This is a genomic window from Streptomyces sp. NPDC047081, assembly GCF_040643775.1.
In the GTDB taxonomy this organism is placed as follows: Bacteria; Actinomycetota; Actinomycetes; order Streptomycetales; family Streptomycetaceae; genus Streptomyces.
Genome location: NZ_JBEYUY010000008.1, coordinates 66046 through 92374 on the forward strand (window position 1 = coordinate 66046; position 26329 = coordinate 92374).

Below are 26329 nucleotides of genomic sequence, written 5' to 3' on the forward strand. Positions count from 1 at the left end.
TCCTGCTCTCAGGCCTGTTCGGGGGTTGGGCCGGAGGCTTCGGCCGCTTGGCCCACCCGTACTTCCGCGACGGGTTCGGACTCGGCGGCGGACGTATCGGGGGCCGGTGCCGGGCGGCGGGCGATGCCCACGCCGATCAGGCACAGGACACCGCCGGCCAGGGCGAGCCCCGAGGGGAACTCCCCCAGCGTGGGCCAGGCCAGCACCACGGTCAGGGCCGGGACGATGTACGTCACCGCGCCCAGCCGCCCGGCCGGCATCTGCGAGAGGGCGTACGACCAGGTCCAGAAGGCGAGGGCGGTCGGCAGGAGCCCCAGGTAGACGATGCCGGCCCAGCTGCCCGCCGAGGCGTCGCCGAGGTCGTCGACGAGCTGGCCGGCGAAGGGCAGACAGGCGACCGCGCCGATCGCCGAGGCGTACGCGGTGACCTGCAGGGGCGAGGCGTGCGAGAGCGCCGGCTTCTGGAAGATGACGCCCACCGCGTGCCCGGCCGAGGCGGCCAGGCAGAGCAGCACACCGGCGACCGCCGTGTCCCCGCCGCCGCTTGAGGCCCCGGCCAGCGCCGCGCCGGCGAAGGCCACCGCGAGGCCGATCAGCAGCGGGCGCGGGAAGCCCTCGTGCAGCAGGAACCCCGCGAGCAGGGCCACCATCAGCGGGCCGGTGCCGACGAGGAGGGCCGCCGTGCCCGCGTCGGTGTGCTGCTCGCCCCAGTTGAGGGCCACCATGTAGAGCCCGAACCAGAAGACGCCCATGCCCGCGATGCCGGGCCACGCGGCGCGCGGCGGCAGTCCCTCGCCCCGGACGGCCACGACGGCGAGGAGCGCGAGGGAGCCGACGAGCAGCCGGCCCAGCGCCAGCGAGCCTGGGTGCACGCTCTCGCCGACATGCCGGATCGCGACGAACGCGGAGGCCCACAGCACCATGGTGAGCAGTGCGGCGGCCGTCGCCGCGGGCGGGATCTTCGCGGCGGCGGGGGGCGTCTCAGGGGGTGCCATCGGGTACCTCTTTGCTCTCGGCGTTCCATCCGCGCAGGACCCGGCGGAGGATCTTCCCTGTGCTGTTGCGGGGCAGGGCGTCGACGAACTCGACGTCTTCGGGGACCTTGTACCAGGTCAGGGCGGCCTCGGCGGTCGAGCGGACCGTCTTGGCGAGGGCGGCGGGACGGCCCGTGCCCGGCTCGGTGACGACGTACGCGCGCAGGCTCGTCACCCCGCCGGGCCGGCGCACCGCGACCACGGCGGCCTCCCGTATCCCGGCGATACCGGTGATCAGGTCCTCCACCTCGGTGGGGTGGACGTTGGCGCCGGCGACGATCTCGATGTCGTCCACCCGGCCGAGCAGCCACACCAGCCCGTCCGCGTCCAGGCGGGCGGAGTCGCCGGTCGTGAACCACTCGCCGGCGTCCAGCCGGTGCGGCGGCAGACTGCCGCGGCGCACGCCCGGGCCGATGGTCGGACCGGAGATCTGCAGCCTTCCGACCTCGCCGGCCGGTACGGGCTCGTCGGCGTCGTCGACCACCCGCACCCGGTACGGGGGCAGGACGCGGCCCAGGCTGTAGGGGTGGATCTCGTCGGGGCCGTTGGCCAGGACGGCGTGGCCGATCTCGCTCGTGCCGCAGATGTTCAGCAGCCGTGGTCCGAGGATGCGGCGCAGCCGGTCCTCCAGCGGCCGGGGCAGGGTCTCCCCGGCGACGAGAGCCAGGCGCAGCCGGCCCAGGACCTCCGCCTCGGGGTGGGCCAACAGCCGGGCGTAGAAGCTGGGTTGGGCGTAGAGGACGCTCACGCCGTGGCGTTGCAGGACCGACAGGGCGATCGACTCGTCGGCGCGCTCCGGGGTCAGTACGGCCGAGGCGCCGCGCTGGAGCGGCAGCAGGACCGAGTTGCCCAGTCCGTAGGCGAAGTACATCCGCGACACGGAGTAACTCACCTCGCCCTGGCGGAGCGAGAGGACCTCGCCGATGGCCCGGTCGAAGTGGAGCGCGTCGCCGTGGTCGTGGAAGCAGAGGCGGGGCGCGCCGGTCGTGCCGGAGGTGAACACCGCGAAGGCGGGGGCATCGGACGCGACCGGCTCGGGAGCGTCGGCCGGGTCGCCGACCGCCGCCGTGAGGTCTCTCGGCGTCACGGTCCGGCCGCGGAACTCCTCCCGCAGGGCCGCGTCGGAGACGACGAGCGAGGCCTTGGCGATCTCCTCGCTGGTCCGCAGTTCGTCGGCGTGGAAGAAGGTGTTGACCGGTACGGCGACCGCGCCGATCCGCAGGACGGCCAGGAAGGTCACCACGAAGGTGACGCTGTCCGGAAGCGCCAGCAGCACCCGCTCGCCACGAGCGACGCCCAGCGCCCGGAGGGCTCCGGCGGTGTGGCGTACACGGTCGTAGACCTCGCCGTAGGAGTAGCGGTGGGTGCCCTGGAGGTAGGCGGTGCGCTCCAACCAGCCCTTCTCACGGGCGAGTTGCTCCAGCCGTGCGGCCAGGTTGGCGTCGGCGGGAGCGGTGCCGGCCGGGGCGGCCGGGGCGTGCGTGAGGATGTCGGTCACGAGCACACTCCCTCGATCTCCACCAGCAGGTCGGGGCGGCAGACGGCGACGTTGAAGTAGGCGATGTCGGTGTCCTGGGGGAACGCCGACTCGCAGATGCCCCGTACCACGGGCAGGTCCTCGGCGTCGCGGACGTAGACCTTGACCTGGTCGAGGTCCTTGACGTCGTAGCCGACGCCGTCGACGCCGTGCCGGCGGAGGTTCTCGCTGCCGACGAGGGCCTCGATGTTGCGGAGGGTCTCCTCGGTCTGCCGCGCGACGTCGTCGACGTGGACCGTGTCGTCGCCGAGGATGCTGGCCGTGCCCGACACGAACAGGCGCCCGGCGCCCGGGACTTCGAGGTCCCGCAGGAAGGTCGCGCGGGCGAAGCTCGGCGACTTCGGCCCGTACACGGAGGGGTACTTGTACGCGGGCGTCTGCCGGGGGTTCTCCAGGTGTACGGCGCGGCCGGGCTTCGCGGCGAGGAAGCAGAGGTCGACGCCGGGGCTGAGGGTGCCGATGCCGGTGGCGGCCGGCAGCTGCGGGAACTGCTCGGCGAAGGCGGCGAACGCCTCCGCCCGGCCTATGCAGAAGTCGCGGTAGATCTCCAGGCCCTCCGCGTTCGGGCTGGTGATGCCGCCGATGAGGTTCCACATGCGGGCCAGGTCGGTGTAGCCGCGCTCCCAGGTGAAACGCAGGGCGTTCTCGTAGAGTTCGCGCACCGCGTCCCGGTAGACCGGCAGCGGGCCGAGGCGCGCCGCGTAGAAGAGGTGCTCGCCGTCCTCGGCGAAGACGGCGTCGCCGTCGGCACCTGCCCGCACGGGCCGGTCGGTCCGCCAGATCTCCTGGACGGGCGGGACGAGTCCGTTCGCCATGTGGGTGGTCAGACGCGGGGTGCCGTCGTCCAGTCCGGGCGCGGCCGGCGCGTCGGCGAAGGTGATCCGCCCCAACACGCTGTCACCGCCCCGCACTTCGGTTGTCGTCGGCAGGGCCGCGACCGGACGCAGATCGGACCAAACGCCCGGTAGGGGTCTTACGGACTGACGGTGGCTCATGCGTCTCCCATGCCTCGGCCGGCTTGTGTTGCGCGGTTGTTGCAGATCGACGAAGACGGCGTGCCGGGTTTCGGCACACGACCCTCTCCCGTTGAAGAATCGACGGGTGGCGTGGTGACGGACAGCCGTCGACTTGCGCCAGACAGGAATGCGAGGGGGAGACAAACCATGACCATCGACGACATCTCCGTACTGCCCGACGTCCCGCAGGCGGGCACAGCGGCCAGCGATGTGTACACGTTCGCCTTACGCAGCGACTGGGTGGACACACGGCGCTGCGCGCGGGAGCTAGGCATCTCCGAGGCGGACGCTGCCGAGGCCATCGAGGACCTGGTCCGGCTGCGGCTGCTGCACCTGGTGCACGGCTGCACCTACGCCTATGTGGCCGTCAATCCGCTGACCGCGTCCCTGCAACTGCTGGCGGTGCACGACGAGGCCCTGCAGCAGCGGCAGAACGAACTGGAGCGGCTGCGGCAGCAGATGCACAGCCTGCTGCCGCTCTACCGGGCCAACATCGTGGACGAGGACCGGCCGCCGCACGTCCAGCGGGTCGAGGACCCCCGGGCGGCCGGCGGAATCCTCTCCCGGGTCACCGCGGGCGCCGAGCAGGAGATCCTGCTGTCCCTGCCTGCCGAGGACCCCTGGGAGGAACCCGCCGCCCCGGGCTCCGGCCCCTGGCCGCGGTACGCAGGCTCACGCCCCGGCCTGCTCCGGGTGCTGCTGCCGGAGGCCGCCCGGTTCGACGTACGGCTGCGCGAGCGGGCCGAGGCCCTGCACACGCACGGAGGAGAGGTGCGTACGGCCGCCTCCTCGCCGGCCTGGCTCCTGGTCGTCGACGCGGAGGTCGCCGTGGTCCCGATCGGCGAGGGACCGGGCCTGAGCGTCGTGCGCGAACCGTCCGTGGTCGCCGCGCTGTGGCGCACGCTCGACAGCGCGTGGGGCGAGGCACGCCCCTTCGACGGCAGTTACGACCACGACAGCGCACGCTCGGCCTCCACCTTGATCGACGAGTCGATCGAGCGCATGCTGCTCAACGGCCTGGAGGACAAGGTGATCGCCCGCCGCCTGGACATCTCCCTGCGCACCTGCCAACGCCGGATCGCGGATCTCATGGACGCCCTGGGCGCGAGGACCCGCCTCCAGGCCGGGTACGTGCTGGGGCGGCGCGCGCGGACCCGGGAGCGGCGGGCGGCCGCGTAGCAGGCCACCGCGAGGCCAGCGCTCGCACTGCCCTCTAGAACAGGGCGCTGTAGGCGTTGAGCGCGGGCTGGCCGCCCAGGTGGGCGTAGAGCACGGTGGAGTCGGAGCCGATCTCGCCACGCTCGACGAGGTCGACCATTCCGGCCATCGACTTCCCCTCGTACACGGGGTCGGTGACCATGCCCTCGGTGCGGGCGGCCAGCCGCATCGCCGCGAGCGTGGTCTCGTCGGGGATGCCGTAGATCCCGGCGTGGTACCGCTCGTCCAGCTCGACGTCCGCCTCGGTCAACTCCTTCTGCACGCCGATGAGTTGCCCGGTGTTGTGCGCGATCCGGGCGATCTGCTCACGGGTGGCGGCGGGCTTGGCCGAGGCGTCGATGCCGAGCACCCGGCGCTGACGGCCGCCCGCCTCCTCCAGGGCGCGGAAGCCGGCGACCATGCCCGCCTGGGTCGACCCGGTGACCGAGCACACCACGACCGTGTCGAAGAAGACCCCCAACTGCCGCTCCTGCTCGGCGACTTCGTATGCCCAGCCGGCGAAGCCGAGGCCGCCGAGCGGGTGGTCGGAGGCGCCGGCCGGGATGGCGTACGGCTTGCCGCCCGACTCCTCGACGTCCCTGAGCGCCTGCTCCCAGCTCTCCTTGAAGCCGATCCCGAACCCGGCCTTGACCAGGCGTACGTCGGCTCCGGCGAGGCGGCTGAGGAGGATGTTGCCGACCTTGTCGTAGACGGAGTCGGGCCAGTCGACCCAACTCTCCTGCACCAGCACGCACTTGAGCCCCGCGCGGGCGGCGACGGCCGCGACCTGGCGGGTGTGGTTGGACTGGACGCCGCCGATGGACACGAGGGTGTCGCAGCCCTTGGCGAGGGCGTCGGCGACCAGGTACTCCAGCTTGCGGGTCTTGTTCCCGCCGTACGCGATCCCGGAGTTGCAGTCCTCGCGCTTGGCCCACAGCGAGGCGCCGCCGAGGTGCGCGGTGAGGCGCTCCAGCGGGTGCACCGGGGACGGGCCGAAGAGGAGGGGGTAACGGTCGTACGAGGAAAGGGACATGGGTCCTCCCGGGGGGATCAGTCGCCGTCGGCGAGGTCGGCGAGGGTGCGCCAGATCTCCGCGGTGACGCGGACCGCCTCGTCCACGCGGCCGGCCGAGCAGGCGTCGATCAGCTGCTCGTGCAGCCCGGCGGAACGGCAGTTGCCGCCCTCGCCGAAGCGGTGCCGCTCCAGTCGGCGGACGAGGGGCGTGTAGCGGGCGATGGTGGCGGCGGCAGCGCGGTTGCCGGCGACACGGACCAGCACGTCGTGGAGCTCGTCGTCGGCGCGCAGGGCCCCCTCGACATCACCGGAGCCGACGGCGGCGGCGAACCGCTCGTTGGCGGCGCGCATCGCCTGGACGTCCGGGGCGAGGAGGCGGGGCACGGCGACCCGGGTGGACAGCTCGTGCATGGCCCCGACGACGGCGGCCGCGTCCCGCACATCGGCGGCGACGACCGGGGTCACCCGTGTGTAGCTCTGCGGCTTGCTCTCCAGGAGTCCCTCGTCGACCAGCCGGGAGAAGGCCTCCCGCACGGGCGCCCGGGACAGCCCGAGCCGCTCGGCGAGATCGGCGTCCCGCACCACCGCACCGGGCTCGATCTCCCCGGCGACGATGGCGTCCCGGATGGCTTCGTAGGCGCGGTCCCTCAGGAGGGTGCGCCGGACGGGTCGTATGGACTCCATAACTGAAATGTTAGATGTCAGCCCGCCCGCGAACAAGGGCGTGGCCTCCGTAGAAGTGCTAGCCACGATCCGGCGACTCAAGCGGTCCTCAGCAACCACTGGCCGCGGCCGGCCGTTGACCGAGCCAAACCTCCTGGTACCGGCGGCTCTGCTTCCGGCGCACCGGCTGCACGCGCGGGTTGTTGAGATGCTGGTAATTGGGCGTCAGAGCATGGCAGTTCGGGCACAGCAGACGTACGTCCTCGGGGCGATTCTTCGTACGGTCACCGTCGACGTGGTCGACGTGCAGCGGAACGCGCCCGGACACCGGGTTGACCTCGGCCCAGCCGCATTTCTCGCAGCGCTGTCCTCTGAGTAACACCAGGGCTTGGCGCACCCGCCAGTCCGGACTGCCGTCCTCTCTGGTCCCGCTGATCTCGCCCACTCGCCAGGCGGCAAACCATCGCGCGAATGTGCCCGTCCGCTCGTAGCGGTCCTCGTTGAAGCACTCCCATGAGCAGTACGGTCCCTCGCAGCGCGGGCGCCGCTCACTCGAACCGCACCGGAGGCACGGCGCGGGCTGTCCGCGCCGCGCCTCCGCTTCCTGCCGACGGGTCACGTTGGCGCAGACTCGACTGCAGTGGATCGCACCACGGTTCCGGATCTGCTCACCGCACTGAGGACATGGCTTCGGCCTACGCCGTGCCTCAGCCCGGCGACTCGCCGTGCCTTGAAGACTGCACCGATTACTGCAGTAGCGCCTACGCTGCGCCTTGACCGGAATACCGCACTGCTCGCACAACTTGGACATGCGTGAACGGTATGTTGAGCACAACCTGTCGACTCCGGAATCGGACAAGCCCACACGTTCGGGTGACGTGTGTTATCGCCGCTGCCGCTTCCACGGCCCAGTGATCGCCAGCATGATGCCCGGCTCCTGGATGTTGGCGAACAGCGTGCTGCCGTCGGGCGAGAAGGTGACACCGGTGAACTCGCTGTACTCGGGCTCCGCCTCGGTGCCGTTGTTGAGTTCGTTGCGGGCGATCGGGTAGGTACGACCGCTGTCGGTGGCCCCGAACAGATGCTGAAGCCCCTCACCGTCCTCAGCGATGACGAGACCCCCGTAGGGCGACACGGTGATGTTGTCGGGCCCGTCGAAGTTGCCCTCGACCGACGGATCCGGGTTCACACCGATCAGCACCTTCAACGTCAGAGTCCGACGCTTCGGGTCGTAGAACCACACCGCACCGTCGTGCTGGACGGGGCTCTCGTCACGGGCGTACGAGGACACGATGTATGCACCACCGTCCCCCCACCACATGCCCTCCAGCTTGCGAGCACGGGTGACCTGACCGGCGGCGAACTGCTTGCGCACGGACGTGGTCTTCGCGTCCCGGTCCGGAACATCGACCCAGTCCACGCCGTAGACCGTGCCGATCTTCGTGGCGCGGGAGAGGTCGTCGACAAACTGGCCGCCGGAGTCGAAGCACTTGAAGGCCTGCAGCACGCCCGCGTCGTCGGCGAGGGTACGCAGCTTGCCGCGCCCGTGGCAGAAGCCCTCCGGCGGGGTCCAGCGGTACAGAAGCCCGTTCGGGGTAGCCGCGTCCTCGGTCAGATACAGATGCCCACGCTTGGGATCGACGACGACGGCCTCATGGGCGTACCGCCCGAGCGCCTTGATGGGCTTCGGATCACGGTTGGCCCGGCGATCCTCAGGATCGACCTCGAAAACATACCCGTGATCCTTGGTCATACCGTTCTGGCCGGCCTTGTCCTCGGTCTCCTCGCAGGTGAGCCAGGTGCCCCAAGGGGTGTTGCCGCCCGCGCAGTTGGTGGAGGTACCGGCGATGCCGACCCACTCGGCGACATGGTCGCGACGCACCTCGACGACCGTGCAGCCGCCGGACGCGGCGGGGTCGTAGACCAGGCCCTCGGTCAGCGGGACCGGGTACGTCCAACTGGCCCGCGGACCCTTGAGCTCGTGGTTGTTGACCAGGAGGGTGGCACCGCGCGGCCCGTCGAAGGTGGACGTGCCGTCGTGGTTGGAGGGCGTGAACTCGCCCGACTCCAGCTTGGTCTTGCCGCTGTACGTGATGATCCGGTACTTGAAACCGGCCGGGAGGGCGAGGATGCCGTTCGGGTCGGAGATCAGCGGCCCGTACCCGACGCCGTGCCCGTCCGCCGCGCTCTCCGCGCCTTCCGTCTCCGTGGACGCAAGGGCGTTGGGGGCGGTGGCGAGGGCGCCGACGCTGCCCGCCAGGGCGACCCCGGCACCGGTGATCGCGGATTTCCTGGCGAAGTCCCTGCGAGTGAGCGACATGGTGTCTCCTGTGACGCGGTGGGTGTGCCGTGGAGGGTGGCGGACCTCGGGTCGGCGCCACCGTCCCGCCCACGCCTGAACGCCAGTTGAACACCGGGCGACTTCACACGACGCACTTCCATGAATCCGTACGCCCCCGACCACAGAACCCAAAAGACCCTAGGCTTCAGGTAATGACACAGCGCGCACGAGGGGATCGAACCGGGACCACCCACCGCCCGCAGCCGCCAAGGCACGGGAGCGGGTCGTGGTGGTACGGCGCAACCCGCCGCGTACGAGGCGACTCGGGCTCGCCCGCATCTCAAGACGCAGCAACCCCGTATGCGGCGGGTTCGCCGTACCACCACGACCCCGACCCCCGACGCACCGCCCGCGAGGACGCCCCGGTCACCCCCCTTGCTGCGACCGAGCCTTGAACGCCGCCTTCCGAGCCTCCTTGGCGATCCGCTTGTCCGGATGCAGCCGCCCCATCGCCTCCAGCACATCCGCCGTGGCCGGATGCTCCACCCGCCAGGCAGCCGCGAAGAACCCCTGATGCTGCTGAGCCAGCCCCTCCACAAGCTCCTGCAGCTCGTCGGAGTTCCCCTCGGCGGCAAGCTGCGCGGCAACCGTGTCGACGGTCAGCCAGAAGATCATCGCCTCGGAAGGCGGCGGCACATCCACAGCCCCCCGCTCGGCCAGCCACACCCGCGCAAGCCCACCCAGCTCGGCATCATCGAGCACCTCCCGCAACGCCGGCTCGGCCTCCGCCCCCAGCAGCGACAACGCCTGCTGACAGCGCAGCCGCCGCAACGGCGCACCCCCGTCCCCGCCCTTCGCCGCCGCCAGCAACTCCCGCGCCGCCGCGAGCGGTTCACGCCGGGCCAGCCACGCCTCGGTCTCGGCCTGCGCGGCCCGCCGAGGAAACGCCGCGGTCCCGTCGAACAGCGCGTCGGCCCCCTTGTCCGCAAGCTCCCCCACCGCGGGCGCGGTGAACCCGGCGTCCAGCAACCGCGCCCGCAGCCCGTACCGCCCGAGAGGCGTGAGCCGCACCATCCCGTACCGCGTCACATCCGTGTCGTCGACCGCAGCGGCAGGCTCCTCGTCGCCGTCCGCCATGAGCGCCTCATCAACAGGCTGGTACTCGACAAGCCCCACCGGCTCAAGCAACCGGAACTGATCGTCCAGCTTCATCATCGCGTCGGAGACCTGCTCAAGGACATCATTGGTCGGCTCCCCCATGTCGGAGGGCACGATCATCGACGCGGCCAGCGCAGGCAGCGGCACAGGCGCCTCACCGGGCCCGTCCTCGCTCACGGTCAGCAGATACAAGTTACCGAGAACCCCGTCGAGGAAGTCGGCCTCGGCATCCGGATCCCACTCCAGCCGCGAGAAGTCGATCTCGCCGCCCTCATCCAACGCGTCGTCCAGCCCGTCGATGTCCGGCACGCTCGCATCAGCAAGCACCGTCTCAAGAGCCCCCTGCCACACCGCGAGCACATCATGCGGCGACCCACCGGTCAGCAGCGCCAGCTCCTCCCCTGCCGCCACCGTCCCCTCGTCCTCGTCGACGACCTCGACCAGCCCGGTGTCCACGGCAACCCGCCACGCCTCACTCGCGTGCGCCTCCGCGTCCTCCCCGCTCAGCCCCAGCACCTCCGCGGCGGCCGGCAACTGCTCGTCGACCAGCCCCGCCCCCGCGTCGACCCGGGTGTCCGGACCGGCCCAGCGGGCGAGCCGCGCGGCCCGGGAGAGCAGCGGCGTGGACAGGGCGTCCCGCGCCAGCTCCGCTTCGGGGTGCAGCCGCACCGGCGGCAGGGGGGAGCTGTCTGACATCGGTTGGTTCTCCTAGGGCGCGTCGTGCCACTCGGGCACTCAGCCTAGACGGGTTTCACCCCATGCCGCCCGGTTCATCTCCCCGTCAGGGCTCGTACATGGCCGAAACCTTGACAACTGGCCTGACCAGGCTGGAGATTGACGCGCGTAGAAACCGACGGAACAACTGTTCACCCGGTTTTCTACGCGCGTCACAGCCCACCGCACCACATGTCCCCCGCACCACCCCACCGCCCCCACCTCGTCCCGGCGCCCAAGCACGCCCCCGGAGGGATCCCGTTGCCGAGCAAGAAGTCCGCGCGTCTCGCCGCGCTCACCGTCGCCGCCGTCTGTTCCGCGGCGTCCGCCGTAGCCCTGACCTCCCCCGCGCACGCGGACTCCGTGCGCATCCATGACATCCAGGGCACCACGCGCATATCCCCGTACGCGGGCCAGAAGGTCGGCGACGTGGCCGGAATCGTCACCGCCACGCGCACATACGGCTCCTCCAGAGGCTTCTGGATGCAGGATCCGACCCCGGACGACAACCCGGCCACCAGCGAGGGCGTCTTCGTCTTCACCAGCTCCACCCCGAAGGTCGCCGTCGGTGACTCCGTCACGGTCACCGGCACGGCCTCCGAGTACGTCCCGGGCGGCGCCTCGACCGGCAACCAGTCGCTGACCGAGATCACCAAGCCGACCGTCACCACGGTCTCCACGGGCAACGCGGTCCCGGCCCCGACGGTGATCGACGCGAAGTCGGTGCCGAGCGAGTACACCCCGGCCGGCGACCCGGCCGCGAGCAACTCGATCAACGGTCTGACCCTCGACCCGTCGAAGTACGCCCTGGACTACTACGAGTCCCTCGAGGGCATGAACGTCCAGGTCGCCGACACCCGCGTGGTCACCGCGACCGACCCGTACAGCGAGCTGTGGGTCACGGTGAAGCCGCACGAGCACCGCACCCGCCGCGGCGGCACCCTCTACGGCTCGTACGAGTCCCAGAACACCGGCCGCCTCCAGATCCAGTCCCTCGGCGCGACCGCCGACTTCCCGGTGGCGAACGTCGGCGACACCCTGACCGGCACCACCACCGGCCCGCTGGACTTCAACCAGTACGGCGGCTACACGCTGGTCGCGAGTCAGCTCGGCACGCTGAAGAGCGGCGGCCTGGAGCGCGAGACGACGCGGAAGCAGTCGCGCGGCGAGCTCGCGGTGGCGACGTACAACGTCGAGAACCTCGACCCGTCCGACACCACCTTCGCCGCGCACGCCGCCGCGATCGTGAACAACCTGCAGTCGCCCGACATCGTGTCCCTGGAGGAGATCCAGGACAACAACGGCGCGACGGACGACGGCACGGTCGCCGCCGACGTGACGGTGAACAAGCTGATCGACGCGATCGTCGCGGCCGGCGGCCCGAAGTACGACTGGCGCTCCATCACCCCGACCAACGACACCGACGGCGGCGAGCCGGGCGGCAACATCCGCCAGGTGTTCCTGTTCAACCCGGAGCGGGTCTCCTTCACCGACCGCGCGGGCGGCGACGCGACCACCGCGGTCGGCGTCACCAAGGTGCGCGGCAAGGCCCAGCTGACGGCGTCTCCCGGCCGGATCGACCCGACCGACACCGCCTGGAACGCCAGCCGCAAGCCGCTGGTCGGCGAGTTCGTCTTCCGCGGCCAGACCGTCTTCGTGATCGCCAACCACCTCAACTCCAAGGGCGGCGACCAGGGTCTGACCGCGCAGTACCAGCCGGTGGTGCGCAGCTCGGAGACCCAGCGCCACGCGCAGGCGACGCTGGTCAACGCGTTCGTCAAGAGCATCCTGGACGTCCAGAAGAACGCGGACGTCATCGCGCTCGGCGACATGAACGACTTCGAGTTCTCCGACACCACCAAGATCATGGAGGGTGACGGCGAGCTCTGGTCGGCGATCAAGTCGCTGCCGAAGAGCGAGCGTTACACCTACGACTACCAGGGCAACCAGCAGGTCCTGGACCAGATCCTGGTCAGCCCGTCGATCCGGCGCGGCTGCGACTTCGAGTACGACAGCGTGCACGTCAACTCGGAGTTCCACGACCAGATCAGCGACCACGACCCGCAGGTCCTGCGGTTCCGCCCGTAGCAGGCCCGCTCAGGACTGGCTGAACACGCCGTTCAGCCAGTCCTGCCAGGCGAGTTCGTTCGCCCCGGCGTCCGCGTCCGGCGCGAAGTCGTGGATGCTGATACCGACCGGGGCACCCCAGTGGTTGCGTCCGAAGAAGCGGATGAGGGCACCGTCGGTGCGCAGCCCGATGAAGTACGGGTTCCGGTAGTCGAGTACGGCGTCGAAGGGCGCCGGCCCCCGGACGGACACCCGCACACCCTGGACGTCGTCGCCTCCCAGACCGAGCGCGGAGGCCAAGGCGCCGAAGGCGTCGGCGGCCTGCGAGGCCTCGGGCCCCTGGAGTTGCGCGAAGGTCACCGGACGGGGCGCGAAGTGCGTGAGGTACTCGCGCAGGGTGTGCAGATAGAAGTCGGTGTGCTTGGCGGCGCCGTCGTACTGGTTGTCCCAGTCGTCGGTGAAGACGCCGCTGTGCACATAGCGCACCCAGGCACGCTTGCCGCCGTCGCGCGGCTCGATGGTGTGGTCGAGCTGGTTGGCGCTCTGGGTGGGGAAGCCGACGTCCTCGCTGCGGACGGTGAGGCGGTGCGGCGGGTCGTAGGCGGTGACCGTCGAGCCGAAGGCGGCCCTGCCGCCCACCCGGGGCTCGGGCGGGTCCATCGGCCAGAGATAGGCCCCGCTCGCGTTGGTGACCGCCTCCCACACCTCTTCCGGCGTGGCGTCGACCTCGAACTCGCGGACGATCTCGAATTCCTTGGACATGGTGTGCTCCTGGCTATTCCAACTCGGTCTGTTTCAGCGTGGGATGGACCGCCACGACGATCCGGTGGTCCCGGCCGCCCTCGGCGTCCGGGGCGTCGTACTTCTGGATCAGCGCGGTGACGCCGACCGTCAACTCCTGGATGAACGCGGCCCGTTCGGCGGCGGAGGCGAAGCGCACCTCGCCGTCCAGGGCGTAAGTCGCCAGCCGCTTGCGGGCCTTGGCCGCGCCGGTGATCAGTGAGCCGACGTCCCGCACGAGCCGCGCGCCGAGGGCGAGCAGCCAGCGGGCGGACAACTGGTCACGGAAACGGTCCGGGTCCGGCTGTACGGAGGCGAGTGCGAGCGGGGAGATGACGTACGACGCCGCCGTCGCCCGCATCAGCCGCTCGGTGACGTTGCCCTTGCGGCGCTCGTCGGCCAGCTCGACCAGGCCGTGCCGCTCCAGCGCCTTCAGGTGGTAGTTCACCTTCTGCCTGGGCAGCCCGACCTTCCCGGCCAGCATCGCCGCCGACGCGGGTCCGGCCGCCAGCTCGGCGAGCAGCCGGGCCCTTGTGGGGTCCAGCGAGACGGCGGCGGCCTCGGGGTCCTCGATCACGGTGACGTCCAGCATGCGTCCACCGTCCCACCGAAAACTTTTTTTGTCCAGACGGGCAGAGTTTTCGGTGAGACGGCGGAGCAGTGGGCCGGCGAGTCGGTGGAGCAGAGATGCCAGGAGGCTCGTCAGTCGGGCACGAGGCCCAGCGCATGGTCGTAACGGCTGACCGTGCTGCTCTTCAGGCCCGGCCAGGTCTGGACGCGTTCCCAGAGGGCGGTCGCGGAGCCGATGCCGTCGCCGGGGGCCGCGAGGGCTTCCAGGTGGGCCTGGGCGCTCTCCCACTCGGCGTAGTTGAGGACGCGGGTGCCGTCGGTGGAGAGGTGGAAGTGGGCGGCGATGCCGCCGGGATGCGGGGCGGGTTCGTTCTCCAGCGCCTCGAACACGGCGTCCACCCAGGCGCGTTGGCGCTCCGGGTCGGCGGACTCGAACTCGACGTCGACGACGACGATGCAGCCCGGCGTGCGGGCAGCGCGGCCTTCGGAGACGGCACGGCCCTCGGGGGCGCCGCCGCTGCGGTAGTGCCGGTAGCGGCCGAGGCCGAGGTGCTCGATGCCGGGGACGGCGGTGTCGATCTCGTCGACGCGCTCCTGCCGCCGCGTCCTGACGAAGGCCTCGTAGGCCGGCTCGTCCGTCCACTGGGAGTAGTGCAGGACGGTGGAGGTGTCGTGGCCGGTGTAGAGGTGGTAGCCGAGGAGGCCGGGGGCCGGCCAGGGGCGGCGCTCCCAGGCGGCTGCCACGGCCTCCACGGTCCGGCGCTGACGGAGGGGCGTACCCACGCGCCAGGTGCTGAAGAAGGGGGCGCCGATACGGGGATCGGCGAGGTCGGGGTGGGTGTCGGTACGGCGGGTCATACGGGTCTCCTGCGGTCGTCGCCCGGTGCCTGTACCGACCACCCTTCAACCTCGACCGCGATTCAGGTCAAGCGCCGCCCCCGACGGCTCGGCCCGTCACCGCTTGGGGTAACGCCATCCCACCACCACGACCACGGCCAGGGCCGCGCCGATGACCAGGGCGGGGCGGGGGTGCCGTATCGCCGCCTTCAGGACGGGGCGCGCGGGCCAGGGGGTGCCGTGTTCCGCGCGGTGCTGCAGCGTGTGGCCCGACTCGGTGGCCCGGTGGGTCAGGGTGTGGCCCTTCTCCGTCGCCCGGTGGGTCAGCGCGTGCCCCTTCTCCGTCGCGCGGTGGGTCAGCGCCTGGCCCTTCTCCGCGGCCCGGTGCGTGAGGGCGTGGCCCTTCTCGGCCGCCCTGTCGTGCATGGTGTGACCGGCCTGGCCCGCGGTGCTGCGCAGTTGCACCGTCAGCGCGCCCGCCTTGTCCCTGAGATCTGCCGCCCGGGCGCGGGCCCGGCCCTTCACGTCCATCTTTCCTGCCAACTCCTCGATGGTGTCGCCGAGTTCGCCTCGGGTCCGCTCGATCTGGCGCCGCAGCTCGTCGGGGCCCTTGGCCCCCGTGCTCCCCGCCGCCTGGTCCGTCATCGGTGTGCCCTTTCCCTGATTTCCTCCACGTCGGCCCTGACGCTGCCGAGGGTCTCCTCGGGGGTGGGGGGTGCGGCCCGGCGCAGCTGGGCGCGGCCGGTCGCGCCGAGGACGGCGGCGATCACGAACAGCACGGCCGTCACGATCAGCGCCGCGGCCCAGACGGACAGCGTCAGCGAGAGGGCGGCGGTCGCCGTGCCGGCCAGCGCGAGCAGTCCGGCGTACGCGAACGCCCCCGCCGCGCCGAGCAGTCCGCCCCCGCGTCCGGCGCGCCGCCCTTTGGCCGCCAACTCCTCTTTCGCGAGGGCCACTTCCTGTCGTACGAGCCGGGACAGCTGTTCGCTGGCCTGGCCGACGAGATCGCCCACCGAGTGGTGCTCGTCGCGCACCGGCCGGGGGTGGGTGGTGCCGGTCACGGGGTCGCCTCCCTACGCGTTCCGTTCTTCCTCGACATTTCCGCGCGTCTTGTGCGCCTCGTCGAGTGCGGAACATCCGGGTACCCGGCCCGGCCCGCGCTATCCCTGCCCGCCGCCGCCCGCTCCGGGCTCGCGCAGGCGGGCCAGCTGGGTCTGGAACCAGTCGAGGCGCGCCTGCAACAGGGCGGCCTCCGCGACCAGTTCGGGTACGCCGAGATCGTCGGGGCTCGTCCCGAGGTCGGCGACCCGGCGCGCGCCCTCGCTGCCGGCGACGACCCGCAGCCCCTCCCCCGCCAGCCGCGCGAACGCGGCGAGCGACACGGACGTACGGCCTCGGACGCAGCCCGCGCAGGAGGGGGCGAGGGCACGCCAGCCTGGGCGGCCCCAGCCCGCGTCGGCCAGGGCCGCGGCCACGGTGCCACAGGCGCAGGGGCCGACGGTCGCGGTGCGGACGCGCTGGCGGGCGTAGCGGAAGCCGCGTTCGAAGCGGATGAATCGGCCGAGGACGGAGACCTCCAGCAGGACGGCCGCCCGCTGCTCGGCCGTGCACAGCAGTGCCTCGGCGGCCGTACGGTCGTGCACGCAGTGGAAGCCGCAGTCGCAGCGGCGGTTCGGTGCCCGGTGCCGCAGGCCGTAGACGCAGGACGCGTCGGCCAGGACGCCGTACGGCAGGGCGCCGCCGAGCGAGACACCGGTGAACCCGGCCCGGGTGCCGTCCTGGGACAGCACCGGGTGGGCGATCTTGTATCCGGTCGGCGGCTCCGTCGGGCGTTCCTCCGGAAGCCGCAGCCTCATCGGGCCGCCGGGACCTCTTCGGGGACCCGCACGTCCTCGGTCTCCTCGGGGATTTCGAGTGCGGGCTCCTCGACGGGTGCCTGTTCTTCCGCGACTCCGGTGGCCAGTGCCTTGCCGAGCTTCATGACGCCTCCCACACACAGGGTCCGTTCTCGCCATGGTGACCCATGTGGGCCGTAATGCCCATAGGGCCTCCACCGGGTCTCTGAAGCTTCCCTTATCGATATCTCGTAGGAGAATTAAGTGGAGCTTCACTGTCGGCGGGCCGACACTACAGGACATGACTACAGCGACCCCTTTCGGCCGTGCCCTCTGCGCGATGATCACCCCCTTCACGTCGGCGGGCGCGCTCGATCTCGACGGCGCCCAGCTGCTCGCCGACCGGCTGGTGTCCGAGGGGTGCGACGGCCTGGTGCTGTCCGGTACGACGGGTGAGTCGCCGACCACCTCGGACGCGGAGAAGGCGGCCCTGGTGACGGCGGTCCGGGAGGCCGTCGGCGACCGGGCGTCGGTCGTGGCGGGCGTGGGCACCTTCGACACCCGGCACACCGTCGAGCTGGCCCTGGCGGCCGAAAAGGCGGGCGCCGACGGGGTGTTGGTGGTCAGCCCCTACTACAGCAGGCCCCCGCAGGACGCCTTGGAGGCCCACTTCCGGGAGGTCGCGGACGCCTCGGGACTCCCGGTCATGCTGTACGACATCCCGGCCCGCACCGGCACCCGCATCGAGCCGGAGACCCTGATCCGGCTCGCCGGGCACCCCCGGATCGTGGCGGTCAAGGACTGCTCGTACGACTTCCTCGGCGCCCAGAAGGTGCTCGCCCGCACGGAGTTGGCGTACTACGCGGGCTGCGACGAGCACAATCTCGCCCTGTACGCGGTGGGCGGTGCGGGATATGTGAGCACGGTCGCGAACGTCGTACCGGCTCAACTCCGCGCGGTCATCGACGCGTTCGACGCGGGAGAGACCGCCGAGGCGACCCGGTTGCAGCAACGGGCCACCGGTCTCATCGAGTTGATGATGTCGGCGGGGCTGCCCGGCACGGTCACCGCGAAGGCGCTGCTCGACGAACTGGGGCTGCCCGCGGGTCCCGTACGGGCGCCGCTGCGGCCCGCCGACCGGGCTGCGGTCGACGGGCTGCTGGCGGAGTACGGGCGGCTGGTCTGATCAGGGCCGGGCGAAGACCGCCGTCCACCCCTGGCTCTGGCCGTACGGCTCCACCTCGCCGCTGAGCGGAACGACCTTGTCGCTGCCGATCGTCACCACGACCAGCCGGGCCCGGTACGGCTCGTCGAGACCCGTGGTGCGTTCCCAGGCGATGAGCCGGTGGTCGTCGACCCACGCGAGGAGCTCTCCCCCGCGCACCTTGGTGATCTCCTTGCCGGTGCGCGGATCGCGGATCGAGGAGTACGACTTCCCGGGCCTGACCTCCTTGGCCAGCCCCAGCGCGGCGAGTTCGCCGTTCGGGGACAGCCGTGCCGGCACGTCGGAGCGCAGGTACTTCTCGTCCGCGGGCGCGGCGATCGCGTTGCCGTCCAGGTCGTAGAACTGCTGCATGCCGTCGCGGGCTCCGACGATCCGCGCGTACACCTGCTCGCCGGTGCGGCTGAAGGCGAAGTCATGGCGGTAGGTGTCGTTCCGGTCGGCCGCCACCCCGCTCCAGGGCCCCTCTCCGGAGGCCACGTCCAGGACGAAGAAACCGGTCCGGCTCACGTCGTCCATGACGTTGAACACGCCCGTCCCCTTCGCCCCGTAGCCCACGCGCATCAGATCGGGATTCTTGTCGTACGTCGTCGCCACCAGCCGCCGCCCGTCCTCCGAGAACGCGAGCCCGGCGACCCCCCGGTCCACCGGGATCCACCGCTCGACCTCCCCCGTCGTGAGGTCGAGCAGGCCGATCCGGTGGGCCGGGAGGGTCCGCTCCAGGACGGCCGCGGTGCGCAGGCCGGGGGCGACGGCCACGTACGACCACCTCGTGTCCTTCGCGTAGCGGCCGGTCTTCTGGTCGAGCAGCCAGTACGTGCGTTCCGCGAGGCCCCAGCCCGCGGACTGCTTGTGGATCTTCAGCGAGTAGTAAGCGGCGAGGGTGGCTCCGCCTGCCCCGATCTCCTTCTGCGGCGGCCACTGCTCCGTGTCGCTGTGGACCCCGTTCGGCTGGACGGCGTGCGCGGGGCGGACGTCCTGCTTGCCCGCGTCCAGCAGGGGCACCCCGACGGCGACGGCCATCGCGGCGGTCGTGGCGACGGCGGCCGCGACGAGCCTGCGGGTGCGGCGGCGCCGGCGTACGCCCAGCACCCGGTCGGCCAACTCCGGTGCCACAAAAGGCTCTTCGGCCGCCATGTCGCGCAGCGAGTCGCGTACCAGTTCCTCCACGTTCACGGTCGCACCTCCACGGGCGAGTAGTCGCGTGACGGCTGCTGCCGGTCGTCGGCGGCCGGGTCGAGCGCGGTCAGTTCGGGCGCGAGGGTGCGCAGACGGGCGAGCGAACGGTGGGTGGTGGAGCGCACGGTGCCGACGGAGCAGCCGAGGATGCGGGCCACGTCCGCCTCCGGGAGGTCCTCGAAGTAGCGCAGGACCAGCACGGTGCGCTGGCGGGCGGTGAGGCGGGCCAGCGCGCCGCGCATCAGCAGGCGCAGTTCGGTGTCGGACGAGGCGTCCGGGCCGGTGCCGGTGTCCGGCGGCTCGGCGACGCTCAGTTCGCGTCTGCGCCACTTCAGGCGCCAGCGGCTGATCTGCTGCCGGTACAGGATCTGGCGTACGTACGCCTCCGGCTCGTCGATGCGGTGCCAGCGGCCGGCCGCCTTGATCAGGGCGTTCTGCAGCAGGTCCTCGCCGGCATGGCGGTCGCCGCCGCTGAGCAGCACAGCGGTCTTCAGCAGCGCGGACGATCTGTGCGCCACGAACTCCCGGAAGCCGTCCTGCGCCTCGGCGTCCATCGTCACCTTCGCTCTCCCCCGGGCGGGCCGGTCGTCCGCCTCTTCCGGTCCTGCTCTTCTGCTCCTTGTGACGCGTGCGAGTGGCCGTCGCTATGCCGGTCCCAGGGAAGATATTCCGCCGGGCGTCGGGGCGTGCTGCCGTACGTTGGGTGTGTGAGCCGCCCTTTGCTGTTCCTCGACGTCGACGGTCCCCTGAACCCGTACGCCGCCAAGCCCGAGCGGCGGCCCGAGGGGTATACGACGATCCGGGTGGCCCTGCAGCCCGGGAGGCCCCTGCGGGTGTGGCTGAACCCCTCGCACGGGGCCGCGCTGCTCGGGCTCGGGTACGAGCTGTGCTGGGCGACCACCTGGATGGACGCGGCGAACCGTTGGATCGGGCCGGTGATCGGGCTGCCGGAGTTGCCGTATGTCGACTTCGGAGCCGGGCTGTTCGCGTTCCGGCCGGACGGGGTGCACTGGAAGACCGAGGCGATCGTGGCGCACGCCGAGGGGCGGGCCTTCGCCTGGGTGGACGACGAGCAGAGTCCGGCGGACGAGACATACGTCGCCGCGGCCCACCCCGGCCCGGCCCTCCTCCACCACGTCAGCCCCCGACTCGGCCTGCGCGAGGGCGACTTCACGGTCCTGTCGGAGTTCGCGTCGACCCTGCGCACGTGAACGGGCGTCCTTCCAGCACCTGTTGGAAGGACGCCCGCCGAAGAGGTGATACGGCTCAGCTCAGTTGTGGCTGTGCAGGATCTCGTTCAGGCCGCCCCAGACCGCGTTGTTCGGGCGGGCCTCCACCGTGCCGGTGACCGAGTTGCGGCGGAAGAGGATGTTGGAGGCACCGGAGAGTTCGCGGGCCTTGACGATCTGGCCGTCGGGCATGGTGACGCGGGTGCCCGCGGTGACGTACAGGCCGGCCTCGACCACGCACTCGTCGCCGAGCGCGATGCCCACGCCCGCCTCGGCGCCGATCAGGCAGCGCTCGCCGATGGAGATGATGACGTTGCCGCCGCCGGAGAGGGTGCCCATCGTGGAGGCGCCGCCGCCGATGTCGGAGCCGTCGCCGACGATGACGCCGGCCGAGATACGGCCCTCGACCATCGACGTGCCGAGCGTGCCGGCGTTGAAGTTCACGAAGCCCTCGTGCATGACGGTGGTGCCCTCGGCCAGGTGCGCCCCGAGGCGGACCCGGTCGGCGTCGGCGATCCGGACGCCCTTGGGGGCGACGTAGTCCGTCATCCTCGGGAACTTGTCGATGGACGTGACCTGAAGGTGCAGCCCCTCGGCGCGCGCGTTCAGCCGCACCTTCTCGACGTCGTCGACGGCGACCGGGCCGAGCGAGGTCCAGGCGACGTTGGCGAGGAAGCCGAACATGCCGTCGAGGCTCTGGCCGTGCGGGCGCACGAGACGGTGCGAGAGGAGGTGCAGGCGGAGGTAGACGTCGTGGGCGTCGATCGGCTTCTCGTCGAGGGAGGAGATGACCGTGCGGACCGCGATCACGTCGACACCACGGCGGGCGTCGGGGCCGATCGCCTTCGCGGCGCCCTCGCCGAGGAGTTCCACGGCACGCTCGGCGGTCAGGCGCTCGGTGCCGGACGGACCGGGTTCGGCGGAGAGCTCGGGCGCGGGGAACCAGGTGTCGAGGACGGTGCCGTCGGCGGCGATCGTGGCGAGGCCGGTGGCCACGGCGCCGGTGGTGCGCGGTGCAGTCGTGTCGGTCATGAGGGCAACCTAACCGGCTAGGGGGTGCGGAGGCTAACCGGGTGGGACGGTGTCTCAGGGGACGAGAGGTCGGGCGGCGGCGCCAGGGCCGTGGTCCCGCGACTGCGGGCCGACAGGAGTACGGCTCCGGCCGCCAAGGCGCCCAGGGTCGCGCAGAGCGGCCACAACGCGTTCGGGGCCGCCTCGTAAAGGGCTCCGCCCAGTGGCGCCGACAGCACCACGCCGCTGATGGACGCCCCCGCGTAGAGGGACTGGAAGCGGCCCTGCAGGTGGGCCGGGGCCTGGTCGGCCACGTACGCCGTCGCCGTCGTCTTGTACAGGGCCTCGCCGAGGGTCAGGAGGGCCATCATGAGCGCCGCCGTGACGACTCCGGCGCCCAGGAGCAGTGCCCCGTAGCCGGCGGCGACCAGCAGCAGCCCCGTCCCGACGATCCGCAGCGGCGAGCGTCGGCGCAGGCCGAGCGCCAGCGGCAGCTCCAGGCAGAGGAGCAGGCCCCCGTTGATCGCCAGGAGCGAGCCGTACACCTGTGCGTCCATGCCGTGGTCGGCCAGGAAGACCGGGAAGGTGGAGTACTGCTGCCGGTACACGACGTCGATCACCACGATCGAGGGGAGCAGCACCAGGACCGCCGGGCGGGCCCGGAGCGCCGGCCAGACGCCACCCAGTCCGCTTCCGTGACTCACCCCCCTGCGCTTGGGCGCGGAGGGCACCCGGACCACCCTCGCCGTCCAGCACGCCAGCCCCAGGCTTCCGGCGCCTTCGGCGACGTACAGCCAGTCGTACGAGAAGTGTGTCGCGACCAGGGCTCCGAGGATCGGGCCGACGGTGAAGCCGCCGTTGGACGCCGCCCGCATCAGCGCGAAGGCCTGGCGTCGTGCGCCCTCGGGGACGGTGGTCGCCACGAGGGCCGAGGACGAGGCGCGTTGGGTGCCGGAGACGTACTGCGCGAGGGGCAGCGCCGCGAAGAGGGCCGGGGTGGGGAGGGCAGGGACCGACAGGAGGGTGAGGCCGGAGAGGGCCGCCGAGACGAGGAGTACGCGGCGGTGACCGAAGCGGTCGCCGTACCAGCCGCCCGTGAAGTTGCCGGCCAGCAGACCGACGCCGGCGGCTCCGCTGAGGATGCCCGCCTCGGCCGTGTCGAGGGCCCGGGGGCCGGTCAGGTACAGGAACGTGTACGCGAAGCTCACGCTCACGACCATGTTCACGAACGTGCCGCCGGCCAGCAGCCAGATGGGGCGCGGTATGTCGCGTAGCCCTCGCAATGTCGATCCCCCCGCTTGTGAGTTCCTTTTGGGAACTTACTATGGACGCATGACAGCCTCCGGTCAACGGCGACCGCTGCACGGACGGGAAGGGGACGCCCATGGCCCGCAGGACGAGCCTGGAGGACGCCACCTGCGCCATCGCCCAGGCCCTCGACGTCGTCGGCGACTGGTGGACCCTGCTGATCGTGCGGGACACGGCGCGCGGGGTGTCCCGCTTCGACGAGCTCCAGCGTGAACTCGGGCTCTCCAGAAAGGTGTTGGCCGAGCGGCTGCGCCTGCTCGTGGAGGCGGACGTACTGACCCGGGTCCCCTATCAGGAGCGGCCGCCGCGGTACGAGTACCGGCTCACCCCGCGCGGTCGTGCGCTGCTGCCGGTCCTGATCGCCCTTCAGGACTGGGGCGACGCCTGGGTGTTGGGGGACGGGGGTACGACGGCCACCGCGGCGGAGGCGTCGGTGGAGGCCCGGCGGGTGCACGAGCTGGTGGGGGTGCGGGTGCCCGAGATCCAACTGGTCGACGACCGGGGGGAGTTGCGGGACCCGGTCGCCGACGACGTGCCGTACACCGTCCTTTACTGCTTCCCCGGCGCCTTCGCCCGCGCCGATGCGTATCCGCCGGGGTGGGGCGACATTCCCGGTACTCCCGGCTGCACCTTGGAGTCCTGCACCTACCGGGACCGGCTCGACGAGTTCGGCGCGGCCGGCGCCGCCGTGCGCGGGGTTTCCACTCAACGGCCCGACGAGCAGCGGGCGTTCGCGGAGAAGGAGCGGCTGGGGTTTCCGTTGCTGTCGGATGCCGGGCTGTCGCTGATCGCCGCGCTGCGGTTGCCCACCTTCCGGGCGGCGGGGGTCAGTCGCTTGAAGCGGCTCACATTGGTCGTGGACCGGGAGCGGGTGGTGCGGGACGTGCAGTATCCGGTGACCGATGTCGCGGGCAGCGTGGCCACGGCGCTCGCCGCGGTCGAGCGGCTCGGGTCGGCGTAGAGCTGATGCCCGGGCGGCCCGCGCGGGCAGTTGCCCGGGCGGCCCGCACTCCCCTCGTGGTGCGGGCCGCCCGTCCAAGGCGGGCGGGCGTCAGGCGCGGTCGCCGGGGGCGTTCACCACCGCCGTCGAGACCGTCACGCTTCCGGTCGCGATCCTGTCGCCCTGGAGCAGGCGCATGCCGAAGACCCGGTAGGTCTGGGGGTCGATCAGCCACTCCTCCCGCATGTCGGACCCGTCTGGTCCGCCGTCCCGGGCGTAGGTCAGAGCGATCGCGCGACGCCCGGCGCCCGTGTCCACCAAGTGGTCAACGACCCTGCCACCGGGGACGGTTGCCAGGGCCCGGTAGAGCGAGGCCAGCGCCTTGGACGGCATCACGTCGGCGCGCAGCAGAACGGTGATCTCGGTGTAGTCGTTGCTCGACTGCGGCTCCCCCTTGCCGTCGGCGATCGCGTTCTGCTCGCGGAGCGCCTTCAAGGTGCCGTCGGCGGTATCGGGAAGGGCGGCCAGTGTCCGGTACATCTCGCGCGGTGAACGGTCGTCGCCCTCCGCTCCGTTCTCCAGGTGCATCTTGGTGACCTGGAGCTTCAGGTTCTCGCCTTTGGTGTCCAGATTCCAGCTCGCCTGCGCGGTGCCGTCGTAGCGGAGCCAGCCTTCCTGCGGGCCGGTCATCAGCTTCAGGGCGCCCTTCGGGAGGTTCTTGTACTGATCCGCCTTCGGGTCCTTCACCGGCTCCTGGACCACCTTCTTGTAGATCCACTGCTTGGCCGTGGGGACGGAGCCGTCCGGTTGCTTCGCCACCTCCTCGGCCATGCGGCGCAGCAGCTCGCTCGCGCTCGCTCCCTTCAGGTGGACGCTCGGTGTGGTCGCCGGTTGGACCTTGCGGCCACCCCCGCTCCCGCCCAGCAGGAGGGAGACGGTCACGGCCACCGCGGTCACCGCCGCCACGACACCGCCGACGATCACGAACTCCCGGCGGCGCCACAGCGCCCGGTGCCGTTCGTCGGCACGGGCCGCGTCCAGGAGCTTCGTCCGGCCCGGTGCGAGGCGGGCGCGGTCGGGGGCCGGGGCGTCGGCGCGCAGTTCGCGCACCCTGGTCAGCTCGTCCATGGTCACGCCACCTCCGCCGCGTCGTTCACGAATGCGGGGTCGGCCCCAAGTGCCGTACGCACCTTGCGCCTTGCCCGGTTGAGCCGGGAGCGGACCGTGCCGACCGGGATGTCCAGCGCCTCGGCGACCTCCTGGTAGGTCAGTTCGGCCCACGCGACCAGCAGCAGGACGTGCCGGTCGCCCGCCGAGAGAGCGGCGAGGGCGCCGGCCAGCGGGCCCTGCGCGGCGATCCGGCTGTCGGTGTCCTCCACCCAGGACGCGGCCACCGGGTCGTGGCCGGTACGGGCCAGCGCCCTGAGCGCCCGCACCTCGGCGCGGCGCTGCTTGCCGATGAGGTTGCCGGCTATGCCGTACAGCCACGGGCGGGCGTTGGAGCGGGAGAGGTCGTAGCGGGAGCGGATGCGGAAGGCGATGAGGAAGGTGTCGGCGGTGATGTCGTCCGCCGAGGTGTCGCCCAGACGCCGGGTCGCGTAGCGGTGGATGTCGGGTGCGTAGCGGTCGTAGAGCCGGGCGAACAGCTCCGGTTGGTCCAGGGACTGGGCGACGATCTGCGCGTCGTCCTCCGTCCCTGCCATGGATGGCGGTGGTCCGCTCACCGGGCTCCCCCTGATTCGTTCGGTACGTGCGTGTCACCTCCTGTTCCCCGATGGGCGGCGGAGGGTTCACGCCGGGGGCCGGGAATTTCAGGCGCGGCCAGGAGATCGGACGCGGTCGGGAAAGCGGGCGGGCGCGGTCAGGAGATCAGGCGAGCCAGCGCGTCGCGGGCGAATCCTTCGTCGTACGGCGTTCCCGTGAGGAGGACCTGGATGCAGATGCCGTCCAGGAGGGCGACCAGGGCACGTGCCGTGGCCGGGTCGGTGCGGGTGGAGAGACGGTCGGTCAGGTCCTCGGCCCATTCGGCGGCCACGGGGCGCAGGGCGGGGCGGCGGACGGCGGCGAGGTAGAGCTCGTACTCCAGCTCCACGCCGGTGCGGTCGCCGGAGAGCCACTCGCCGAGGATCCGGGCGAGTTCCGCCGCGAGGTCGCTCTCCGGGTCGGCGAGGGCCGCGTGCGCGGCGACGACCTTGGCGAAACCCTCGTTGGCCTGGCGCAGGGCGGCGACCATGAGTTCGTCGAGAGTGCTGAAGTGGTACGTCGTGGAGCCGAGCGGCACGTCCGCCTCGGCCGCGACCGAGCGGTGGCTCAGGCCGGCCAGGCCCTTCTCCCCCACCACCCGGATCGCCGCGTCGATGATCCGCTGCCGGCGGTCGGGGTCGTAGCGGCGGGGCATCAGTGCGCGCCGCCGAGATTCAGCACCACCACGCCGACGATGATCAGGGCCATGCCGGCGATCTTGGCCGCGGTCAGGCCCTCACCGAAGAAGAGCAGGCCGATGGTGGCGATGGCCGCGGTGCCGATGCCGGACCAGATGGCGTAGGCCGTGCCGACCGAGATCGTCTTCAGCGTCTGGGCGAGCAGGAAGAAGGAGACGACGTATCCGACGACGGTGAGCAGCGACGGCACCAGCCGACTGAAGCCCTCGCTGTACTTCATGGCGGTCGTCGCGCCCACCTCGGCGGCGATGGCCGTGCCGAGCAAGAGGTATCCCATGTGTACGAGCGTACACAAC

At 71.5% G+C, this 26329-nt stretch carries 28 protein-coding genes; 5 read left to right on the forward strand and 23 right to left on the reverse strand.

Translation table 11 applies throughout. The features are described from left to right. Positions 1-8 precede the first annotated feature (8 nt). Genes ABZ848_RS17240 through ABZ848_RS17250 form a run of 3 tightly spaced genes read right to left on the reverse strand, consistent with a single transcriptional unit; the run spans position 9 to position 3566 of the window. The gene (locus ABZ848_RS17240; RefSeq protein WP_360832128.1) at positions 9-995 is read right to left on the reverse strand and encodes a DMT family transporter; all 987 of its coding nucleotides are present in this window, start codon (positions 993-995) and stop codon (positions 9-11) included. Continuing rightward, complete coding sequence (locus tag ABZ848_RS17245) at positions 982-2532, reverse strand: AMP-binding protein (RefSeq protein ID WP_360832131.1); 1551 nt, start codon at positions 2530-2532, stop codon at positions 982-984. The genes ABZ848_RS17240 and ABZ848_RS17245 overlap by 14 nt, the downstream gene beginning before the upstream one ends. Beyond that, positions 2529-3566, reverse strand: a complete 1038-nt coding sequence (locus tag ABZ848_RS17250) for an FkbO/Hyg5 family chorismatase (RefSeq protein WP_360832134.1) — start codon at positions 3564-3566, stop codon at positions 2529-2531. The genes ABZ848_RS17245 and ABZ848_RS17250 overlap by 4 nt, the downstream gene beginning before the upstream one ends. A gap of 168 nt (positions 3567-3734) precedes the next feature. On the opposite strand from ABZ848_RS17250, the gene ABZ848_RS17255 reads away from it, so the two are divergent. Beyond that, positions 3735-4766 (forward strand): LuxR family transcriptional regulator, encoded by a 1032-nt coding sequence (locus ABZ848_RS17255; protein ID WP_360832136.1) that lies wholly within the window; start codon positions 3735-3737, stop codon positions 4764-4766. Positions 4767-4800: 34 nt separating this feature from the next. Here ABZ848_RS17255 and ABZ848_RS17260 read toward each other — a convergent pair whose 3' ends face one another. From ABZ848_RS17260 to ABZ848_RS17280, 5 genes are all read right to left on the reverse strand, one after another. Then, complete coding sequence (locus ABZ848_RS17260) at positions 4801-5817, reverse strand: 1-aminocyclopropane-1-carboxylate deaminase (protein ID WP_360832138.1); 1017 nt, start codon at positions 5815-5817, stop codon at positions 4801-4803. A 17-nt stretch (positions 5818-5834) separates the two neighbouring features. Next, the gene (locus tag ABZ848_RS17265) at positions 5835-6482 is read right to left on the reverse strand and encodes a GntR family transcriptional regulator (protein WP_360832140.1); all 648 of its coding nucleotides are present in this window, start codon (positions 6480-6482) and stop codon (positions 5835-5837) included. A gap of 88 nt (positions 6483-6570) precedes the next feature. Then, positions 6571-6906 (reverse strand): HNH endonuclease, encoded by a 336-nt coding sequence (locus tag ABZ848_RS17270; RefSeq protein WP_360832143.1) that lies wholly within the window; start codon positions 6904-6906, stop codon positions 6571-6573. A gap of 438 nt (positions 6907-7344) precedes the next feature. After that, a complete protein-coding gene (locus ABZ848_RS17275) occupies positions 7345-8781 on the reverse strand; it encodes an alkaline phosphatase PhoX (protein ID WP_360832146.1) in 1437 nt (478 codons plus the stop codon). Between the two features lie 387 nt (positions 8782-9168). Beyond that, a complete protein-coding gene (locus tag ABZ848_RS17280) occupies positions 9169-10596 on the reverse strand; it encodes a hypothetical protein (RefSeq protein ID WP_360832149.1) in 1428 nt (475 codons plus the stop codon). Between the two features lie 279 nt (positions 10597-10875). On the opposite strand from ABZ848_RS17280, the gene ABZ848_RS17285 reads away from it, so the two are divergent. Then, the gene (locus ABZ848_RS17285) at positions 10876-12702 is read left to right on the forward strand and encodes an endonuclease/exonuclease/phosphatase family protein (RefSeq protein ID WP_360832151.1); all 1827 of its coding nucleotides are present in this window, start codon (positions 10876-10878) and stop codon (positions 12700-12702) included. A gap of 9 nt (positions 12703-12711) precedes the next feature. On the opposite strand, the gene ABZ848_RS17290 is transcribed toward ABZ848_RS17285, so the two are convergent. From ABZ848_RS17290 to ABZ848_RS17320, 7 genes are all read right to left on the reverse strand, one after another. After that, positions 12712-13443 carry an SRPBCC domain-containing protein gene (locus ABZ848_RS17290; protein ID WP_360832154.1) on the reverse strand — a complete coding sequence of 244 codons (732 nt, stop codon included), beginning with the start codon at positions 13441-13443 and terminating at the stop codon, positions 12712-12714. A gap of 13 nt (positions 13444-13456) precedes the next feature. Continuing rightward, positions 13457-14053 carry a helix-turn-helix domain-containing protein gene (locus tag ABZ848_RS17295; RefSeq protein ID WP_360832157.1) on the reverse strand — a complete coding sequence of 199 codons (597 nt, stop codon included), beginning with the start codon at positions 14051-14053 and terminating at the stop codon, positions 13457-13459. 110 nt (positions 14054-14163) lie between these two features. Further along, on the reverse strand, positions 14164-14889 hold the full coding sequence (locus ABZ848_RS17300) for an antibiotic biosynthesis monooxygenase (protein ID WP_360832160.1): 726 nt from the start codon (positions 14887-14889) through the stop codon (positions 14164-14166). A 96-nt stretch (positions 14890-14985) separates the two neighbouring features. Further along, positions 14986-15513, reverse strand: a complete 528-nt coding sequence (locus ABZ848_RS17305; RefSeq protein WP_360832163.1) for a DUF3618 domain-containing protein — start codon at positions 15511-15513, stop codon at positions 14986-14988. Next, entirely contained in the window at positions 15510-15929 is a 420-nt protein-coding gene (locus ABZ848_RS17310; RefSeq protein ID WP_242774542.1) for a phage holin family protein, read from the reverse strand. The genes ABZ848_RS17305 and ABZ848_RS17310 overlap by 4 nt, the downstream gene beginning before the upstream one ends. 99 nt (positions 15930-16028) lie before the next feature. Next, positions 16029-16724, reverse strand: a complete 696-nt coding sequence (locus ABZ848_RS17315; protein ID WP_360832167.1) for a hypothetical protein — start codon at positions 16722-16724, stop codon at positions 16029-16031. After that, entirely contained in the window at positions 16721-16849 is a 129-nt protein-coding gene (locus tag ABZ848_RS17320) for a hypothetical protein (protein ID WP_360832169.1), read from the reverse strand. The genes ABZ848_RS17315 and ABZ848_RS17320 overlap by 4 nt, the downstream gene beginning before the upstream one ends. 155 nt (positions 16850-17004) lie before the next feature. Here ABZ848_RS17320 and dapA point away from each other — a divergent pair, with 155 nt between their 5' ends. Next, positions 17005-17889: a 4-hydroxy-tetrahydrodipicolinate synthase gene (dapA, locus tag ABZ848_RS17325; RefSeq protein WP_360832172.1), complete on the forward strand. Its 885-nt coding sequence runs from the start codon at positions 17005-17007 to the stop codon at positions 17887-17889. Here dapA and ABZ848_RS17330 read toward each other — a convergent pair whose 3' ends face one another. Then, on the reverse strand, positions 17890-19101 hold the full coding sequence (locus ABZ848_RS17330; RefSeq protein ID WP_360832175.1) for a WD40 repeat domain-containing protein: 1212 nt from the start codon (positions 19099-19101) through the stop codon (positions 17890-17892). Next, on the reverse strand, positions 19098-19658 hold the full coding sequence (locus tag ABZ848_RS17335; RefSeq protein WP_360832864.1) for a SigE family RNA polymerase sigma factor: 561 nt from the start codon (positions 19656-19658) through the stop codon (positions 19098-19100). The genes ABZ848_RS17330 and ABZ848_RS17335 overlap by 4 nt, the downstream gene beginning before the upstream one ends. A gap of 153 nt (positions 19659-19811) precedes the next feature. Here ABZ848_RS17335 and ABZ848_RS17340 point away from each other — a divergent pair, with 153 nt between their 5' ends. After that, positions 19812-20315: a hypothetical protein gene (locus tag ABZ848_RS17340; protein WP_360832177.1), complete on the forward strand. Its 504-nt coding sequence runs from the start codon at positions 19812-19814 to the stop codon at positions 20313-20315. 60 nt (positions 20316-20375) lie between these two features. On the opposite strand, the gene dapD is transcribed toward ABZ848_RS17340, so the two are convergent. Further along, entirely contained in the window at positions 20376-21365 is a 990-nt protein-coding gene (dapD, locus tag ABZ848_RS17345) for a 2,3,4,5-tetrahydropyridine-2,6-dicarboxylate N-succinyltransferase (protein ID WP_360832180.1), read from the reverse strand. Positions 21366-21382: 17 nt separating this feature from the next. Further along, positions 21383-22627 carry an MFS transporter gene (locus ABZ848_RS17350; RefSeq protein ID WP_360832182.1) on the reverse strand — a complete coding sequence of 415 codons (1245 nt, stop codon included), beginning with the start codon at positions 22625-22627 and terminating at the stop codon, positions 21383-21385. 101 nt (positions 22628-22728) lie between these two features. On the opposite strand from ABZ848_RS17350, the gene ABZ848_RS17355 reads away from it, so the two are divergent. Then, the gene (locus ABZ848_RS17355) at positions 22729-23613 is read left to right on the forward strand and encodes a winged helix-turn-helix transcriptional regulator (RefSeq protein ID WP_360832185.1); all 885 of its coding nucleotides are present in this window, start codon (positions 22729-22731) and stop codon (positions 23611-23613) included. A 90-nt stretch (positions 23614-23703) separates the two neighbouring features. Here ABZ848_RS17355 and ABZ848_RS17360 read toward each other — a convergent pair whose 3' ends face one another. The 4 genes from ABZ848_RS17360 to ABZ848_RS17375 form a co-directional block, all read right to left on the reverse strand. Continuing rightward, positions 23704-24720, reverse strand: a complete 1017-nt coding sequence (locus ABZ848_RS17360; protein ID WP_360832187.1) for a CU044_5270 family protein — start codon at positions 24718-24720, stop codon at positions 23704-23706. Positions 24721-24722: 2 nt separating this feature from the next. After that, the gene (locus tag ABZ848_RS17365; RefSeq protein WP_360832190.1) at positions 24723-25316 is read right to left on the reverse strand and encodes a sigma-70 family RNA polymerase sigma factor; all 594 of its coding nucleotides are present in this window, start codon (positions 25314-25316) and stop codon (positions 24723-24725) included. Between the two features lie 137 nt (positions 25317-25453). Continuing rightward, complete coding sequence (locus tag ABZ848_RS17370; protein ID WP_360832193.1) at positions 25454-25990, reverse strand: TetR family transcriptional regulator; 537 nt, start codon at positions 25988-25990, stop codon at positions 25454-25456. Then, positions 25990-26310 (reverse strand): multidrug efflux SMR transporter, encoded by a 321-nt coding sequence (locus ABZ848_RS17375; RefSeq protein ID WP_360832195.1) that lies wholly within the window; start codon positions 26308-26310, stop codon positions 25990-25992. Before ABZ848_RS17375 ends, ABZ848_RS17370 begins: the two co-directional genes overlap by 1 nt. Positions 26311-26329 lie beyond the last annotated feature (19 nt).

Excerpts from the sequence above, each read along its gene's own strand:
- ABZ848_RS17240 (WP_360832128.1), bottom strand. The coding sequence starts at position 995 with ATGGCACCCCCTGAGACGCCCCCCGCCGCCGCGAAGATCCCGCCCGCG.
- ABZ848_RS17250 (WP_360832134.1), bottom strand. The coding sequence starts at position 3,566 with ATGAGCCACCGTCAGTCCGTAAGACCCCTACCGGGCGTTTGGTCCGAT.
- ABZ848_RS17255 (WP_360832136.1), top strand. The coding sequence starts at position 3,735 with ATGACCATCGACGACATCTCCGTACTGCCCGACGTCCCGCAGGCGGGC.
- ABZ848_RS17260 (WP_360832138.1), bottom strand. The coding sequence starts at position 5,817 with ATGTCCCTTTCCTCGTACGACCGTTACCCCCTCCTCTTCGGCCCGTCC.
- ABZ848_RS17265 (WP_360832140.1), bottom strand. The coding sequence starts at position 6,482 with ATGGAGTCCATACGACCCGTCCGGCGCACCCTCCTGAGGGACCGCGCC.
- ABZ848_RS17275 (WP_360832146.1), bottom strand. The coding sequence starts at position 8,781 with ATGTCGCTCACTCGCAGGGACTTCGCCAGGAAATCCGCGATCACCGGT.
- ABZ848_RS17280 (WP_360832149.1), bottom strand. The coding sequence starts at position 10,596 with ATGTCAGACAGCTCCCCCCTGCCGCCGGTGCGGCTGCACCCCGAAGCG.
- ABZ848_RS17290 (WP_360832154.1), bottom strand. The coding sequence starts at position 13,443 with ATGTCCAAGGAATTCGAGATCGTCCGCGAGTTCGAGGTCGACGCCACG.
- ABZ848_RS17295 (WP_360832157.1), bottom strand. The coding sequence starts at position 14,053 with ATGCTGGACGTCACCGTGATCGAGGACCCCGAGGCCGCCGCCGTCTCG.
- ABZ848_RS17300 (WP_360832160.1), bottom strand. The coding sequence starts at position 14,889 with ATGACCCGCCGTACCGACACCCACCCCGACCTCGCCGATCCCCGTATC.
- ABZ848_RS17305 (WP_360832163.1), bottom strand. The coding sequence starts at position 15,513 with ATGACGGACCAGGCGGCGGGGAGCACGGGGGCCAAGGGCCCCGACGAG.
- ABZ848_RS17315 (WP_360832167.1), bottom strand. The coding sequence starts at position 16,724 with ATGAGGCTGCGGCTTCCGGAGGAACGCCCGACGGAGCCGCCGACCGGA.
- ABZ848_RS17320 (WP_360832169.1), bottom strand. The coding sequence starts at position 16,849 with ATGAAGCTCGGCAAGGCACTGGCCACCGGAGTCGCGGAAGAACAGGCA.
- dapA (WP_360832172.1), top strand. The coding sequence starts at position 17,005 with ATGACTACAGCGACCCCTTTCGGCCGTGCCCTCTGCGCGATGATCACC.
- ABZ848_RS17335 (WP_360832864.1), bottom strand. The coding sequence starts at position 19,658 with ATGGACGCCGAGGCGCAGGACGGCTTCCGGGAGTTCGTGGCGCACAGA.
- dapD (WP_360832180.1), bottom strand. The coding sequence starts at position 21,365 with ATGACCGACACGACTGCACCGCGCACCACCGGCGCCGTGGCCACCGGC.
- ABZ848_RS17355 (WP_360832185.1), top strand. The coding sequence starts at position 22,729 with ATGGCCCGCAGGACGAGCCTGGAGGACGCCACCTGCGCCATCGCCCAG.
- ABZ848_RS17360 (WP_360832187.1), bottom strand. The coding sequence starts at position 24,720 with ATGGACGAGCTGACCAGGGTGCGCGAACTGCGCGCCGACGCCCCGGCC.
- ABZ848_RS17370 (WP_360832193.1), bottom strand. The coding sequence starts at position 25,990 with ATGCCCCGCCGCTACGACCCCGACCGCCGGCAGCGGATCATCGACGCG.
- ABZ848_RS17375 (WP_360832195.1), bottom strand. The coding sequence starts at position 26,310 with ATGGGATACCTCTTGCTCGGCACGGCCATCGCCGCCGAGGTGGGCGCG.